Here is a 14,702-nt window from a genome sequence, read left to right on the forward strand (position 1 = left end):
TCGTCCCTCAGGGTGCGGTGGTGCCCGTGGCGGGGCCGGAAGTGCTGTCGGGTCCTGATTCTGCCACCCGCTCCAGTTCGTGGCTCAGTTCGTCGAGCTCGGAGCCGCCCGCCATCTGCCGGGTGAGCTCGTCCAGGGTGATCGACTCGCGGGTGTGGCTGCCCGCCATGGTGCCGCGCTTGAGCAGCACGAAGCGGTTCCCGACCAGGTGGGCGTGGTGCGGATTGTGCGTGATCAGGACCACGCCGAGACCCGCGTCACGGGCCGCGGCCACGTACTTCAGGACCACCCCGGACTGCTTGACGCCGAGGGCCGCGGTGGGCTCGTCGAGTACGAGGACCTTCGCGCCGAAGTGGACGGCCCGGGCGATGGCCACGCACTGCCGCTCGCCGCCGGACAGGGTGCCGATGGGCTGGTCCACGTCCCGCAGGTCGATGCCCATGCGCAGCAGCTCGGCGCGGGTGGTCGCGCGCATGAGCTCCACGTCGAGCCGGCGGAAGGGGCCTCGGCCCTTGGTGGGCTCGGAGCCGAGGAAGAAGTTGCGCCAGACGGGCATGAGCGGGACCACGGCGAGGTCCTGGTAGACGGTGGCGATGCCGTGGTCGAGGGCGGCGCGCGGGTTGGCGAGCACCGTCTCCACGCCCTCGATCTCGAAGGTGCCGGCGTCGTGCCGGTGCAGCCCCGCGATGATCTTGATGAGGGTGGACTTGCCGGCGCCGTTGTCGCCGAGGACGCAGGTGATCTCGCCGGCGGAGACCTCCAGGGAGACGCCCTGGAGGGCGCGGATGTTGCCGTAGTACTTGCTGACGTCGGTCAGCTTCACCAGGGCGGGTGCGGGGTCGGGCAGGTCCGGGGACACCGCCGCGGTTCCGGGATCGGTCGTCATCACTTCGCCTCCGCCCGCTTGCGGACCCATGCGTTGAGCAGCGTGGCCAGCAGCAGCATCGCGCCGAGGAAGAACTTGAACCAGTCCGGGTTCCACTGGGCGTACACGATGCCGTTGCTGGTCATGCCGAAGATGAAGGCGCCCACGGCGGAGCCGATGGCCGAGCCGTAGCCGCCGGTCATCAGACAGCCGCCGATGACGGCCGCGATGATGTAGAGGAACTCGTTGCCGACGCCCTCGCCCGACTGGACCACGTCGAACGAGAAGAGGATGTGCTGCCCGGAGATCCAGGCGCACAGCGCGACGCCCATGTACAGGCCGATACGGGTCTTCACGACCGGGACACCGGTCGCGCGGGCCGCGTCCGCGCCGCCTCCGACGGCGAAGATCCAGTTCCCGGCCCGGGTGCGCAGCAGGATCCAGGTGGCCACGGCGACCAGGACCAGCCACCACAGGATGGTGACCTTGAGGGTGACCGAGCCGAAGGTCCACTGCGAGGCGAAGAGCGCGCGGGCGGAGGAGAAGCCCTCCATGTCGGCGATGGTCTTGGTGGAGACCGAGCCGCTGATCAGCTTGGTGAAGCCGAGGTTCAGGCCGGTCAGCATCAGGAAGGTGCCGAGCGTGATGATGAAGCTGGGCAGATTCGTGCGGGTCAGCATGAACCCGTTGAAGAACCCGATCCCCAGGGTGACCAGCAGCGACACCAGGACGCCCACCCAGACGTTGGCGGTCATCTGGTAGCTGAACATCGAGCTGAGCAGCGCCGACGAGGTGACCATGACCCCGGCGGACAGGTCGAACTCGCCGCCGATCATGAGCAGGGCCACCGGGACGGCCATGATGCCGATGGTGGAGGCCGAGTACAGGATCGTGCTCAGGCTGGAGGCCCGCAGGAAGCTGTCCGCGGCGAAGGAGAAGAACACGAACACGGCGAGCGCGCCGACCACCGCGCCGAGCTCGGGCCGGCCGAGCAGGCGGCGCAGCAGCGAGGTGGGCGCGAGCCGTTCGTCGCGGGGGGCCGGGGCCGGGGCGGGGGCCTTGGTGGTGGTGCTCATCGGCTGCCCCGGTTGATGAACTTCTCCAGGGTGGCCGCCTCGGCCCCGGTCACGATCTGCGGTCCGGTGAGCACCGGACGGCCGCCGCCGAGCACGTCGGCGTTGTAGCGGTAGAGCCAGAGCAGGTCGACGGCCTCGTAGCCCTGGAGGTAGGGCTGCTGGTCGACGGCGAATCCGAGGGTGCCGGACTTCAGGTCGCGGGCCACGGAGGCGTTCAGGTCGAAGGTGTCCACCTCGGCCTTGCTGCCCGCCGCCTCCTTGGCCTTGACGGCCGTGGGGGCGAAGGGGGCGCCGAGGGTGACGATCGCGTCGACGGAGGGGTCGGCCTGGAGCTTGGCCTGCAGGGCCGCCTGGACGGACGGCATGTTGGTGCCCTCCACGTACAGGTTCTCCATGGTGCCGCCGGACTCGGCGAAGGTCTTCTTCGCCCCGGCGCAGCGCTGCTCGTGGCCGACGTTGCCCTGCTCGTGCAGGACGCAGACGGCCTTCTTGCGGCCGCGCTTGCCCAGCTCGGTGCCGACCGCCTCGCCGGCGATCGCCTCGTCCTGGCCGATGTGGGTGAGCGCCCCGTACGCGGCGGACTGCTCGGATCCGGAGTTGACCGTGATCACCGGGATGCCGGCCTTGACGGCCTTGGCGAGGACGTCCTTGAGGGCCTCGGGCTTGGCGAGGGAGACGATCAGCCCGTCGACCTTCTGGTCGATGGCGTTCTGGACGAACTGGGCCTGCTGCTGCGCCTGGTCGTCGTGGGCGTAGACGAAGTTGATGTTGTCCTTCGCCGCGGCCTCCTTGGCCCCCTTCTGCACGATGTCCCAGAAGGTGTCGCCGTCGCCCGCGTGGGTGACCATCGCGAAGGTCCAGCGCGGGGTGGAAACGGCGGGCCGGCCCGCCGCCTCGGCCTTCGCGCGGTCCTCGGCGCGCTTGCCGCCCGTACTGCTGCAGCCCGCGAGGGAGGCACCCAGTACCGCCGCGAGCACCGCGCCCACGAGGCGTACCCCTGTCCGATTCCTGGCCACGTCTGCCCGTGCCTTTCGCTTGTCGGGCCGCTCCGCGCGCGCTGTCCCGCCGCGGTACCCGGTCGTCAAAACGGTCGTATGTTTCCAGCCGCAGCCGCCCAGTATCCGTCACAGTGCACCATGCAAGGTCATCGGGGCCATTGCGGACCGTGCCGGACACAGCGGGACAGATTGACAGCTCCCCCGGACGGGGCCACGTTGAGTGCATGCGCATCGGGCTCATCGGGACGGGCCGGATCGGTTCCTTCCACGCGTCGGCACTGGCCCGGCAGGCGGACGCGGGCTCGCTCCTGCTCGCCGACGCCGACCCCGCGCGGGCGGTGCGCCTCGCCGACCGGCTCGGGGCCACCGCCGCGCCCACCGTCGAGCAGATCTTCACCTGGGGCGTGGACGCGCTGGTGGTCACCTGCGCCACCGAGGGGCACGCCGACCTCGTCGTACGGGCCGTCCGCGGCGGGCTGCCGGTGTTCTGCGAGAAGCCGGTCGCCCCGGACCTGGCCCGCACTCTGGCGGTGCTCCGCGAGGTGGCGGCGGCCGGCGGAACGCTCCAGATCGGGTTCATGCGCCGCTTCGACGCGGGCTGCACGACGGCGCGCGAGCTGGTCCGCTCCGGGGCCCTGGGCCGGCTGCACACCGTACGGACCATGACCGCGGACCCCTCGCCGCCGGGCCCCGAGTACCTGCGGAGCTCGGGCGGGCTGTTCCGGGACTGCCTGGTGCACGATTTCGACATGGTCCGCTGGGTGACCGGGCGCGAGGTCCGCGAGGTGTACGCGACCGGGTCGGACGCGGGACCGGACCGCTTCCGGGAGGCCGGCGACATCGACACCGCGGCCGCCGTCCTCACGCTGGACGACGGGACGCTGGTCTCCAGTACCGGTACGCGCTGCAATGGCGCCGGGTACGACGTGCGGATGGAGCTGGCAGGGGAGCTGGACCAGGTCTCCACGGGGCTGGACGACCGTACGCCGATCGCCTCGGCCGAACCGCAGGGCCCGCCCCCGGCCACCAAGCCGTGGACCGGGTTCCTGGAACGCTTCGCGCCCGCCTACGAGGCCGAGCTGGCGGCCTTCGTCCGGCTGGTGCGGGGCGAGGGGCCCAATCCGTGCGACGGACCCGAGGCGCTCGCCGCGTTCCGGGTGGCGGAGGCCTGCGAGCTCTCGCGGCGGGAGCGGCGCCGGGTGGCCCTGGAAGAACTCCCGGATCTCTGAGACGCGGGGTTCCGGGGCCCGGAGTTCCGGGGCGCCGATCCTCGGGGCCCGGAGTTCCGGGGCCCGCAGTCCCGGGGCCCGGAGCTCCGAGGCGCGGATCCTCGGGGCCCGGATCTGCGGGGAGCGCGCCCGGATGCCCGGGGTGCGTGAGCCGTCGGGCACGGCGGCTACCAGCGCACCGGGTGGCGGGTCGTCCCGCGGACCAGGGTCCCGGGCGCCCATTCCAGGACGGCCGGCTCCTCCCGGAGGCCGGGGAAGCGCTCCACCAGGGACCGGATCGCGATCCGGCCCTCCAGCCGGCCGAGCGGGGCGGCGACGCAGTGGTGGATGCCGTGGCCGAAGGCGATGTGCCCGCCGCGGCCGGGGCGGCGGATGTCGAAGGTGTCGGGGCGGTCGAAGCGGGCGGGGTCCCGGTCCGCTCCGGCGAGGGAGACGAGGATGGCGCTGCCCGCCTCGATGAAGGTGCCGCCGATCTCCAGATCGGTGCCGGCGAAGCGGAACGTGGCCGTCTCGACCGGGCCGTCGTAGCGCAGGATCTCCTCGACGGCCCCGTCGATCAGCCCGTCGGGGTCGGCGCGCAGCGCGGCGAGCTCGTCGGGGTGGGTGAGGAGCGCCCGCATCCCGTTGGAGACCAGGTGCACGGTGGTCTCGTGCCCGCCGACCATCATCAGGACGGCCATGGCGACCAGCTCCCGGCGCGAGAGCCGGTCACCGCCGTCCCCCCGGCTGGTGACCCAGTCGCTGAGCAGGTCCTCCCCCGGTTCGGAGATCCTGGCGTCGACGAGCCCGGAGGTGTAGGCGGTCATGGCGCGCACGGCCGCGTTCTCCGACTCGACCCCGGTGGGCGAGACCATCTCGGTGATCCAGCCGTGGAAGGCTCCGCGGTCGGCCTCCGGAACCCCGAGGAGTTCGCAGATCACGGTCATGGGGAGCGGCTGCGCGAAGGACTCGATCAGGTCGGCGCGGCGCTCGGGAAGGGCCTCCATCGCGTCGAGCAGTCCGTCGACGATCTCCTGGACGCGCGGCCGCAGCCCCTCGATCCGGCCCGGGGCGAAGGAGCGGGAGACCAGCCGGCGCAGCCGGGTGTGGTCGGGCGGGTCCGCGCGCATCATGTTGGCGCTGGCCTCGGTCCGTTCCCGGTCGGTGTAGAGCCCTGAGGCCAGCCAGTTCTTGGACACCGCGGGGTGGGTGAGGGCCTGGCGGGCCTCCTGGTGACCGACGATCAGCCAGACCTCCTGGCCGTCCGCCGCCTTCACGCGGTGGACGGGCCCTTCGGCACGCATGCGTGCGTAGTGGGGGTACGGGTTCTCGTTGAAGTCTTCGGCGATCGAACTGAGGTCCAGAACCGGCATGTCGCCACACTAGACCGGGAGTTGATCCGTCCCGAGCGGCTTTCGGACATTCGTTCAGCCAGCAGCGCGCCGGCCCCATGCGGTACCCGCGAGTACGAGTGCCACCCCGGCGAAACCGGCCGCGCCGAGCCGCTCGCCGCCGAGCGCGATGCCCGCCGCGGCGGCCCACAGGGGCTCGGTGCCGAGCAGCAGGCTGACGCGGGAGGGGGAGGTGCGGCGGACGGCCCACATCTGCACGAAGAAGGCGAACAGGGTGCAGAAGACGGAGAGGAAGGCGAGCCCGGCCCATTCGGCGGCGCCGAAATCGGCGGCGGCCGCCCAGGGGCTCGCGCCGGTGCCGGGCATCAGGGCCAGTACGGCGAACACGGCGACCGCGCTCCCGAGCTGGACGGTGGTCAGGGAGAGCGAGTCGGCCTCCTGCACGGCCTTGATCCGGGACATGAGCAGGACGTGCGCCGTCCGCGCCAGCGCGGCGCCGAGGATGAGGAGGTCGCCGAGGCTCGGGGTGGTGAAGCCCGCCCCCTGGGTGAGCAGCACGACCCCGCAGACGGAGACGGCCGCGGCGCCGAGGAAGGCGGGCGAGGGGGCCCGGCGCCGGACGGCCGACTCGGCGAGCGGGGTGAAGATCATGGTCAGGCTGATGATGAGCCCGGCGTTGGTGGCGGAGGTGTGGACGACCCCGTAGGTCTCCAGCAGGAAGATCCCGCCGAGTACGAGTCCCAGCGCGCCGGCGCCGCGCAGCTGGGCGGGGGTCAGCGCGCGCAGCTTGCGACGGCCGGCGACGGCGAGGACGGGCAGGACCAGCGCGAAGCGCAGGACGAGCACCGCGATCACGGTGTGCGTGGTGGTGACGCCCTTGGCGGCGAGGTAGCTGCCGCCCCAGACGACGGCGACCAGCAGGACCGGCAGGTCGGCGAGCCAGGCCCGGCGGGGGGCGACCGGCACGGGTACGGGGGCGGCGATGGTGGACACCGGTTCTCCAACGGCAGAAGGCAGGTGGAGACTTCGGCGGCTCGCACGGGGGAAGGACTCAAGCTACCCGAGCGTGATCGGCCGGTCGAGCCATTTGACCGCCGGGCCCGGTGTCACGCGAAGGTGCCGAACGCGGCGCGTCCCTTCGGCCGGTAGCTGTGGATGGCCGTGCCGGCCGAGGTGGTGCGGGAGCCCGTCAGCTCGAAGGCCGTCGGCAGCCCGCCCGTCGGGAAGAGGCGGCGCCCGCCGCCCAGGAAGACGGGGAAGACCAGCAGGTTCAGCTCGTCCACCAGGTCCCGGGCCAGCAGCCACCGGGCCAGCGCGCCGCTGCCGTGGACCTGCACCTCCCCCTCGGTCGCGTCCTTGATCCGTACGACCTCGCTCTGCAGCTGCTCCCCGTCGATCGCGGTGGCGGGGCCCCAGGCGGGCTCCTTGAGCGTGGTCGAGGCCACGTACTTGGGCAGCCGGTTCAGTCTGCTCGCGACCGGGTCGGCCGGGTCGTCGTGCTGCGGCCAGTACGCGGCGAAGATCTCGTACGTCCGGCGCCCGAGGAGGAAGGCCCCGGCCCGGTCGAAGACCTCGGTGATGAACTCCCCCATGCCCTCGTCGGCGAAGGGCACGAGCCACCCGCCGTACGCGAACCCGCCGCTGGGGTCCTCCTCCGGGCCCCCCGGGGCCTGCATCACGCCGTCGAGGGTCAGGAAGGTGGTGAGGGTCAGCTTTCCCATGGCACTGCGCTCCTTGGCTCCGGTACGTCCGCTGTCACGGGTTCAGACTCCCGGGCCGCCCCGGACTCATCGCTCCGGCGCGCGCGAACGCGATGTCCGTTTCCTGCCAGCGCCGTTGCTCCCCGGACGATTTCATTGAACTCTCAACCACACGAGCGGGAGGAACACCATGAACGGCGGCAACACAGTGGCCCTGGTGACCGGCGGCAGCAGGGGCATCGGCGCGGCGACCGCGCTGCGGCTGGCGCAGGACGGGGCCGACGTGGCCCTGACCTACGTCAACGACGAGGAGGCCGCCCGGGAGGTCGTCGGCAAGATCGAGGCGCTCGGCCGGCGCGGCCTGGCGCTGCGCGCCGATTCGGGGGACGCGGAGCGGGCCACCGGGGCGGTGGAGGAGACGGTACGGGGCCTGGGCCGGCTCGACGTCCTGGTGAACAACGCGGGGGCCGGTGTGCTCGGCCCGCTGGAGGGGCTCACCCTCGCGGACGTGGACCGGGTCCTCTCGGTCAACGTCCGGGGTGCCTTCCTGGCCTCCCAGGCGGCGGCCGGCCGGATGGGCCGCGGCGGGCGGATCATCACCATCGGCAGCTGCATGACCCAGCGGGTACCGGGGCCGGGCGGCACCCTGTACGCGATGAGCAAGGCGGCTCTGACGGGCCTCACCAAGGCCCTGTCGCGCGAGCTCGGCGAGCGCGGGATCACCGCGAACCTGGTCCACCCGGGCCCGGTGGACACCGACATGAACCCGGCGGACGGCCCCTACGCCGCCTCGCAGTCGGCCATGACGGCCCTGGGCCGCTTCGCCACCGCGCAGGAGGTGGCCGCCATGGTGTCCTTCCTGGCGGGCCCGGACTCCACGTACGTCACGGGCGCCGAGTTCGCGGTGGACGGCGGCCACGCGGCGTAGCCCGCCGCGGCTCCGGGTGCAGCGCCGGCCACGACGGCAGCCACGCCCTGGCGGGCCGCCGGGGCGTGACGGGCCACCAAGGCCTGGCGGGTCGGAAAGGCCTCACGGCCGTCGCAGCTTGGCCGACCCGTCACAGCCTGGTGGCCGTCAAGGTCCGGCGATCCGAAACAGTCTGGCGGGGCGTCAAGGCCGTGCATACCAGCATGGCCTCACAACCCGTCAGGATCTGGACGGGGCCGTCAGGGCAGCCAGCGGCCGTCCTTCATCAGGTCGCGTCCGGCGATCTCGTCGGCCTCGCGCCAGGCCTGGATCCACACGGGCGTCACCCGGAAGTACGGGTAGGGCGTCTTGAGGGCGCTCGGGTCGAAGCCGGAGTGCGCCGCGAAGGCCTCGATCTCGCCGGGCGCGAGTTCCGCCGCCTCCAGCCGGGTCACCGTGCCCTTCACGAGGACCACGTCGCGGGTCGCGCCGAAGGCCAGCCGCACCCGGCCGCTCGCGGCGAGGTTGCGTCCGGTGGGCAGGGTGCGCCCGGTCGACAGCAGGAAGCTTTCGCCGTCCCACCGGAAGGAGAGGGGCACGAGGCACGGGACGCCCGTGGCGTCGGCGGTGGCGACCCACACGTCGACGTCGCTCCCGAACCGGGCCAGCGCGTCCTCGCGCCGCTGCTCCCTCGTACGTGGCGTGCTCTGCGTCATCGTGGCCCCCCGGGTGTCCGCCGTCCGCTGTAGCCGGCAGGCTAGCGGGCCCGGCGGTCCGCACGGCCCGCGGGGGCGACGACGTACGGGCCCGAGGCCCTTGGCGGTGCGCACACCGCACACCGCACGAACGCCGCAGGGGCGCACCGTCGAAACGGTGCGCCCCTGCGGGGAGTTCGCGCATGCCCCGGAGGTGTCGGCCCCCGGGGCGGTCACGAGGGGTGGCGTCAGCCGCCCAGCTCCTGGTGGCGGGCGGTGTGCGCGGCGGTGCCGGCCTCCGTCAGCGCACCGAAGAGGCGCAGGCGGGAGAAGCCGCCGTCCGGGAAGATGTCGATGCGCACGTGCGTGCCGACCGCCGGGGCGTCGAGCACGAAGCGGTGGTTGGTGTCGGGCTGCAGGCGGGTGCGCGGCAGGAACTCGGTCCACTCGCCCTCCTCGCCCGTCTTGATGGACAGCGAGGCCCAGCCGGCCGAGTTGCCCTTGAGGTACGCGGTGTCGATCTCGACGGCGCGGATCTCGGACTCGGCGACGAGCTGGTAGCGGATCCAGTCGTTGCCGTTGTCGCGGCGGCGGGCGGTCTCCCAGCCGTCGTCCATCTTGCGGGAGCGGCCCGGGTTGATGGTGTTGGTCGGCGGGGAGTAGAAGCGGTTGGAGGCGTCCTGGACGGAGCCGCCGTTCTCCAGGGCCACCACGTCGAAGGAGCCGAGCGCCGCGAGCCACTTGGGGTCGGGGACGACCTCGCCGTAGACGCGCAGGCGGGCGATGCCGCCGTCGGGGTGCTGGTTGACGCGCAGGTGCGTGAAGCGCTGCTCGGAGTCGATCTCGAAGCCGTTGGCCGCGTGGCCGCCGACCGGGGTGCGGGCGACGATGGTCGTCCACTTGATGTCGTCGCCCTGGAGCTCCGCCGGGGTCGGCGCGAGGGCGCCCTCCCAGTTGGTGGCCTCCACGGAGACGGCCTGCGGCATGTTGCCGCGGAAGTGGGCGGTGTCGACGACGATGCCGCGGATGACGCCGGGGGCGCCCAGGCGGACGAGCGCCCAGTCGTGGTCCTCGGGGGTCGGCCAGGGCTGGGTGGCGGAGATGCCGCGGCGGCGGCGGGTCTCCCAGCCGTCCATGACCTTGCCCTTGTGACCGAAGTCCTCGGGGTCGAAGTGCGCGGCCTCGGAGATCAGCAGGTTCTCGCGCTGGGCGAAGAACTCGTCGTTGGCCTCGATGACACCGGCGCCGAGCTCACGGGCGGCGAGGTTCGCGTACTGGGTGAACGGGAAGTCCGCGCTGCGGTAGTCCGCGTACGGGTCGCCGCCTCCGTACGGGTTCGCGTTGCCGGTGAAGGATTCAATCGCCACTGTCAGTTCTGCCTTTCGAGGAGTCGGCCGGTGGGCTCGGACGGGGTGCCGTGGTCGGCGATCTGCGCACCGCGCAGCCAGGTGGACTTCACGACGCCGTGCAGGGTCTTGCCCGCGTACGCCGTGACCTGGTTGCGGTGGTGCAGGTGGGCCGGGTCCACAGTGAACGTTTCTTCAGGGGCCAGGACGGCGAAGTCGGCGTCGCGGCCGGCCTCGATCGCGCCCTTGCCCGACAGGCCGGCGAGGGCGGCCGGCGCGGCGGACATCCAGCGGACCACGTCCTCCAGGGTGCGGCCGCGCTTCTTCGCCTCGGTCCAGATGGCCGGAAGACCCAGCTGGAGGGAGGAGATGCCGCCCCACGCGGTGGCGAAGTCGCCGGTCTTGAGGTCCGCGGTGGAGGGAGAGTGGTCGGAGACGATGCAGTCGATCGTGCCGTCGGCGAGCGCGTCCCACAGGACGTCCTGGTTGGCGGACTCGCGGATGGGCGGGCAGCACTTGAACTCGGTGGCGCCGTCCGGGACTTCCTCGGCCGTCAGGGTGAGGAAGTGCGGGCAGGACTCGACGGTGATCTGCACGCCCTCGGCCTTGGCCGCGGCGATCAGCGGCAGCGCGGAGGCGGAGGACAGGTGCAGGACGTGGACGCGCGCGTTCAGTCGCTTCGCCTGGTCGATCAGGTTCTGGATCGCGGTGTTCTCGGCGTCCTGGGGACGGGAGGCCAGGAAGTCGGCGTACTTGGGGCCCGCGTTCTGCGGCGCGGACTCCAGGTGGTGCGGGTCCTCGGCGTGCACGATCAGCAGGCCGCCGAAGCCGGTGATCTCGGCGAGCGAGGCGGCGAGCTGCTCCTGGTCGAGGAGCGGGAACTCGTCGACGCCGGAGGGCGACAGGAAGCACTTGAAGCCGAAGACGCCGGCGTCGTGCATCGGGCGCAGGTCCTTGACGTTGTCCGGCAGCGCACCGCCCCAGAAGCCGACGTCCACGTGCGCCTTGGTGCGGGCCACGTCCTGCTTGACCACCAGGTTGGCGGTGGTCGTGGTCGGCGGCAGCGAGTTGAGCGGCATGTCGATGATGGTGGTGATGCCACCGGCCGCGGCGGCGCGGGTGGCCGTCCAGAAGCCTTCCCACTCGGTACGACCGGGGTCGTTCACGTGCACGTGGGTGTCGACCAGGCCGGGGAGGAGCACGTCGTCGCCGAAGTCCTCCAGCCGGGCCCCGGCCGGTACGTCGGCCTCGTACGGCAGCACGGCCGCGATCTTCCCGCCGGCGACGGCCACCGAAGCGGCACGCGTCCCCTCGGGGGTGATGACGCGCGTCGAGCGCAGTACCAGTTCCACAGCCAGGTCGGACACCGGAACCTCCCCATCTACTTCCACAGAGCGAAATTCAACGTTCTGTTGAAGGAGTCTTCACGTCGATGCGGAACCAGTCAAGAGCGCCCGGACGGACTACCGACGCCGACGTACCGCAATTGGATGTTTCCACAGGATGGAATTAAGATTTCGCTATGCAGAATGTAGCTACCACCACCAGGAACCGGACGGGCAACTTCCCGAGGACGTCCGCCACCAGGACAAACCACCTCTGACCGGCGGGGACGGCAGTGCCCCGGCTCTAGGGCCGACGCAGACCGACCGGTAGGCTGCTTGCTTGCCTGCCAGCACCGAAAGGACCGCGCCCGTGCCGACGTCCAGCGCCAGCACCACCGACGCCTCCACCAAGCCCACCGCCGCCAGCGGTGGCGTCCAGTCCCTCGAGCGCGCCTTCGATCTCCTCGAACGCATGGCCGACGCCGGGGGCGAGGTCGGCCTCAGCGAGCTCTCCGCCGCCAGTGGTCTGCCGCTGCCCACCATCCATCGCCTCATGCGCACCCTCGTGGCGTGCGGCTATGTCCGGCAGCAGCCCAACCGACGTTACTCCCTCGGACCCCGGCTGATCCGCCTCGGCGAGTCCGCGTCGCGGCTCCTGGGCACCTGGGCCCGCCCGTACCTGGCGCGTCTGGTGGAGGAGACCGGCGAGACCGCGAACATGGCCCTGCTCGACGGGGACGAGATCGTCTACGTCGCCCAGGTGCCGTCCAAGCACTCGATGCGCATGTTCACCGAGGTCGGCCGCCGGGTGCTGCCGCACTCCACCGGCGTGGGCAAGGCGCTGCTCGCCTACACCCCCGCGGACGAGGTACGGGCCCTGCTCTCGCGCACCGGGATGCCGGCCGCGACCGAGAAGACCATCACCACCCCCGAGGGCTTCCTGGACGCCCTGGAGGTCGTCCGGCGGGTGGGCTACGCCGTCGACGACAACGAGCAGGAAATAGGAGTCCGCTGCCTGGCGGTCTCCGTGCCGAACTCCCCGACCGCCGCCGCGATCTCCATCTCCGGCCCGGCCGGCCGGGTGACCGAGGCGGTGGCCGAGTCCTTCGTGCCGATCCTCCAGGGCGTGGCGGCGGAGCTCTCGGTGGCCCTGCAGAGCCAGAACCCGGCGTAGGCCCTGGCCGGGCGGTAGACCCGAAAGAGCCCGGCGCCCCTCCAGGGGACGCCGGGCTCTCGCGTACTCCCCCGGCGCTCCGGGGCCGGCCGGGGCGCACGGCAGCCCCCTCCGGGCGGGCGCCGGAAGGGGGCTGTGCGGGTGATCGCGCCGGTCAGGCCGCCGGGACGGAGTCCGCGCCCTGGGTCAGACGGCCGTCCGTCATCAGCGCCACGGCGTCCATCCGCTCCAGGTGGGCGTGGTCGTGGGTGACCAGCACCGTGGCGGTGGAGCGCTCCCGGGTGAGGGTGACCAGCAGGTCCAGGACCGCGGCGCCGCGCTCGTGGTCGAGCGCGCTGGTGGGCTCGTCGACCAGGAGCACGGCGGGCTCGTTCATCAGGGCGCGGGCGATGTTGATCCGCTGGCGCTGCCCCCCGGAGAGCTGGTGCGGCCGCTTGTCGGCCTTGTCGGCCAGCCCCACCGCGTCCAGCAGCTCCAGGGCCCGCCGGCGCAGGGCCCGCGCGGGCCGGCCCGAGAGGTGGGCCATGACCTGGAGCTGTTCGGCGGCGGTGAGCGAGGCCAGCAGGTTCGGCTGCTGGAAGACGATGCCGATCCTCTCCCGGCGCAGCGCCGACTTCTCGCCCGGGGAGAGCACGGAGGTGTCCTGGCCCGCCACGACCACCCGGCCGCTGTCGGGCGTGACCAGGGTGGCGGCGACCGCCAGCAGGCTGGACTTCCCGGAGCCGGAGGGGCCGACCACCGCCGTCAGGGTGCCGGCGGGCACCTCCAGGCCGACCGCGTCCAGCGCCGTGAGGCGGCCGTCGCCGTCCGGGTAGGTGAGGGTCACGTCGTCCACGAGCAGGGTCATCGGGCGCTCCCGAGAGCGGTCAGGGGGTCGACGGCGGTGATCCGCCGGATGGACAGGGCGGCGCCCAGCGCGCCGAGCGCGATCATCACGGCGGCCGGGACCAGCACGGTGGCCGCGTCGAGCACGAAGGGCACGTCGCCGCCGCTGATCAGCGCTCCGAACCCGGCCGCGAGCGCGGTGCCCGCACCGGTGCCGAGCGCCAGCATCACCACGGCCTGCCCGAGGGCGTCCTTGAGCAGGTACGGGGTGGAGGCACCCAGTGCCTTCAGCACCGCGATGTCCCCGCTGCGCTGGATGGTCCACACCGTGAAGAAGGCTCCTATGACGAGGGCCGAGATGGCGAAGAGGAACCCGCGCATGAGCTGGAGCGAGCCGTTCTCGGAGGTGTAGGAGCCGATCGCGCTCAGGGCCTCGTCGACGGTCTGCGCCCGGGTGGCGGTGGCCGCGTCGCCGGCCGCCCAGTCCACCCCGTCCTTGCCGTCCAGGGCCACGACGGTGGCGAGGGTGTCGGTGGAGGTGCCGGGGTTCCCGACGCGCTGCCAGTCGTTGAGGTCCATCCAGACGACCGGGGTGTGGCTGTGGGCGGCGGTGCCGGAGACCGCGGCCACGGTCATCTCGACCTGACCGATCCGCAGCTTCGATCCGGCGCTCAGCCCGCCGAGCTCCTTGGCGGCCTTCTCGGTGAGGACCACCTTGCCCTGGGTGAGCCCGCTCCCCCGGGGTGCCAGCGAGCCCGCCGGATCCACGCCGAAGACGGACACGCCCGCCGTGCGCTCACCCGCGACGACGTTGGTGGTCCGGATGCCCAGCGGCTGCGCCGAGGTCACCCCGGGCTGCTCCCGCCAGGCCAGCCAGGCCTTCTCGGGCACCTGGGAGTTGGTGAAGGAGACCTTCTGGTCCCCGGCGGGCGCGGCGAACGCGAGGCGGGTGGTGGCGGGCAGGCCGGTGATGGCCGAGATGTTCTCCCGGGCCAGGCCGGCGGTGAGCCCGGACAGCAGGCCGACCAGCAGCGTGATCAGCAGTACGACCGAGCCCATCAGGGCGAAACGGCCCTTCGCGAACCGTAGATCTCTCCATGCGACGAACATGTTCCCCACCTTGGTCTTCCGCGTGGACACAAGGCATCGCGCCACAGTAGGGATCCTCGTATCGAAGGGCGCACCAAGACATCAATCCTTTGGTTGACCGGGGCTCCCGGACCCGGACTTA

General features: G+C 72.2%; 14 protein-coding genes. 3 read left to right on the top strand and 11 right to left on the bottom strand.

From position 1 onward, the window contains the following. Positions 1–7: 7 nt before the first annotated feature. From ACWCP2_RS17815 to ACWCP2_RS17825, 3 genes are read right to left on the bottom strand one after another with little or no spacing between them, the layout of a single operon-like run. Positions 8–886 (bottom strand): ATP-binding cassette domain-containing protein, encoded by an 879-nt coding sequence (locus tag ACWCP2_RS17815; RefSeq protein WP_450909524.1) that lies wholly within the window; start codon positions 884–886, stop codon positions 8–10. Next, the gene (locus ACWCP2_RS17820) at positions 886–1,941 is read right to left on the bottom strand and encodes an ABC transporter permease (RefSeq protein ID WP_450909525.1); all 1,056 of its coding nucleotides are present in this window, start codon (positions 1,939–1,941) and stop codon (positions 886–888) included. Before ACWCP2_RS17820 ends, ACWCP2_RS17815 begins: the two co-directional genes overlap by 1 nt. Beyond that, the gene (locus ACWCP2_RS17825) at positions 1,938–2,957 is read right to left on the bottom strand and encodes a sugar ABC transporter substrate-binding protein (protein ID WP_450909526.1); all 1,020 of its coding nucleotides are present in this window, start codon (positions 2,955–2,957) and stop codon (positions 1,938–1,940) included. Before ACWCP2_RS17825 ends, ACWCP2_RS17820 begins: the two co-directional genes overlap by 4 nt. A 206-nt stretch (positions 2,958–3,163) precedes the next feature. Between ACWCP2_RS17825 and ACWCP2_RS17830 the strand changes: the two genes are divergently transcribed. Next, positions 3,164–4,168: a Gfo/Idh/MocA family protein gene (locus tag ACWCP2_RS17830; protein ID WP_450909527.1), complete on the top strand. Its 1,005-nt coding sequence runs from the start codon at positions 3,164–3,166 to the stop codon at positions 4,166–4,168. A gap of 167 nt (positions 4,169–4,335) precedes the next feature. Here the strand turns inward: ACWCP2_RS17830 and ACWCP2_RS17835 are convergent, their stop codons facing one another. The 3 genes from ACWCP2_RS17835 to ACWCP2_RS17845 form a co-directional block, all read right to left on the bottom strand. Next, a complete protein-coding gene (locus tag ACWCP2_RS17835) occupies positions 4,336–5,520 on the bottom strand; it encodes a cytochrome P450 family protein (RefSeq protein ID WP_450909528.1) in 1,185 nt (394 codons plus the stop codon). A 54-nt stretch (positions 5,521–5,574) separates the two neighbouring features. Next, positions 5,575–6,492, bottom strand: coding sequence for a DMT family transporter (locus ACWCP2_RS17840; protein WP_450909529.1), 918 nt, complete (start codon positions 6,490–6,492; stop codon positions 5,575–5,577). Positions 6,493–6,605: 113 nt separating this feature from the next. After that, a complete protein-coding gene (locus tag ACWCP2_RS17845) occupies positions 6,606–7,220 on the bottom strand; it encodes a dihydrofolate reductase family protein (RefSeq protein WP_450909530.1) in 615 nt (204 codons plus the stop codon). A 169-nt stretch (positions 7,221–7,389) separates the two neighbouring features. Here ACWCP2_RS17845 and ACWCP2_RS17850 point away from each other — a divergent pair, with 169 nt between their 5' ends. Beyond that, positions 7,390–8,127 (top strand): SDR family oxidoreductase, encoded by a 738-nt coding sequence (locus ACWCP2_RS17850; RefSeq protein WP_450909531.1) that lies wholly within the window; start codon positions 7,390–7,392, stop codon positions 8,125–8,127. Positions 8,128–8,366: 239 nt separating this feature from the next. Here the strand turns inward: ACWCP2_RS17850 and ACWCP2_RS17855 are convergent, their stop codons facing one another. The 3 genes from ACWCP2_RS17855 to allB form a co-directional block, all read right to left on the bottom strand. Further along, positions 8,367–8,822, bottom strand: coding sequence for a pyridoxamine 5'-phosphate oxidase family protein (locus ACWCP2_RS17855; RefSeq protein WP_450909532.1), 456 nt, complete (start codon positions 8,820–8,822; stop codon positions 8,367–8,369). Between the two features lie 227 nt (positions 8,823–9,049). Then, positions 9,050–10,168 carry an allantoicase gene (alc, locus tag ACWCP2_RS17860; protein WP_266885207.1) on the bottom strand — a complete coding sequence of 373 codons (1,119 nt, stop codon included), beginning with the start codon at positions 10,166–10,168 and terminating at the stop codon, positions 9,050–9,052. A gap of 2 nt (positions 10,169–10,170) precedes the next feature. Beyond that, a complete protein-coding gene (allB, locus tag ACWCP2_RS17865; RefSeq protein ID WP_450909555.1) occupies positions 10,171–11,505 on the bottom strand; it encodes an allantoinase AllB in 1,335 nt (444 codons plus the stop codon). Between the two features lie 337 nt (positions 11,506–11,842). Between allB and ACWCP2_RS17870 the strand changes: the two genes are divergently transcribed. After that, positions 11,843–12,646: an IclR family transcriptional regulator gene (locus tag ACWCP2_RS17870; protein ID WP_250740510.1), complete on the top strand. Its 804-nt coding sequence runs from the start codon at positions 11,843–11,845 to the stop codon at positions 12,644–12,646. Between the two features lie 154 nt (positions 12,647–12,800). On the opposite strand, the gene ACWCP2_RS17875 is transcribed toward ACWCP2_RS17870, so the two are convergent. Next, positions 12,801–13,493, bottom strand: a complete 693-nt coding sequence (locus ACWCP2_RS17875) for an ABC transporter ATP-binding protein (protein ID WP_450909533.1) — start codon at positions 13,491–13,493, stop codon at positions 12,801–12,803. Beyond that, positions 13,490–14,581: an ABC transporter permease gene (locus tag ACWCP2_RS17880; protein WP_450909534.1), complete on the bottom strand. Its 1,092-nt coding sequence runs from the start codon at positions 14,579–14,581 to the stop codon at positions 13,490–13,492. Before ACWCP2_RS17880 ends, ACWCP2_RS17875 begins: the two co-directional genes overlap by 4 nt. Positions 14,582–14,702 lie beyond the last annotated feature (121 nt).

Source organism: Streptomyces sp. NPDC002104 (assembly GCF_053593795.1).

Excerpts from the sequence above, each read along its gene's own strand:
- ACWCP2_RS17815 (WP_450909524.1), bottom strand. The coding sequence starts at position 886 with ATGACGACCGATCCCGGAACCGCGGCGGTGTCCCCGGACCTGCCCGAC.
- ACWCP2_RS17820 (WP_450909525.1), bottom strand. The coding sequence starts at position 1,941 with ATGAGCACCACCACCAAGGCCCCCGCCCCGGCCCCGGCCCCCCGCGAC.
- ACWCP2_RS17830 (WP_450909527.1), top strand. The coding sequence starts at position 3,164 with ATGCGCATCGGGCTCATCGGGACGGGCCGGATCGGTTCCTTCCACGCG.
- ACWCP2_RS17835 (WP_450909528.1), bottom strand. The coding sequence starts at position 5,520 with ATGCCGGTTCTGGACCTCAGTTCGATCGCCGAAGACTTCAACGAGAAC.
- ACWCP2_RS17845 (WP_450909530.1), bottom strand. The coding sequence starts at position 7,220 with ATGGGAAAGCTGACCCTCACCACCTTCCTGACCCTCGACGGCGTGATG.
- ACWCP2_RS17850 (WP_450909531.1), top strand. The coding sequence starts at position 7,390 with ATGAACGGCGGCAACACAGTGGCCCTGGTGACCGGCGGCAGCAGGGGC.
- ACWCP2_RS17855 (WP_450909532.1), bottom strand. The coding sequence starts at position 8,822 with ATGACGCAGAGCACGCCACGTACGAGGGAGCAGCGGCGCGAGGACGCG.
- ACWCP2_RS17875 (WP_450909533.1), bottom strand. The coding sequence starts at position 13,493 with ATGACCCTGCTCGTGGACGACGTGACCCTCACCTACCCGGACGGCGAC.
- ACWCP2_RS17880 (WP_450909534.1), bottom strand. The coding sequence starts at position 14,581 with ATGTTCGTCGCATGGAGAGATCTACGGTTCGCGAAGGGCCGTTTCGCC.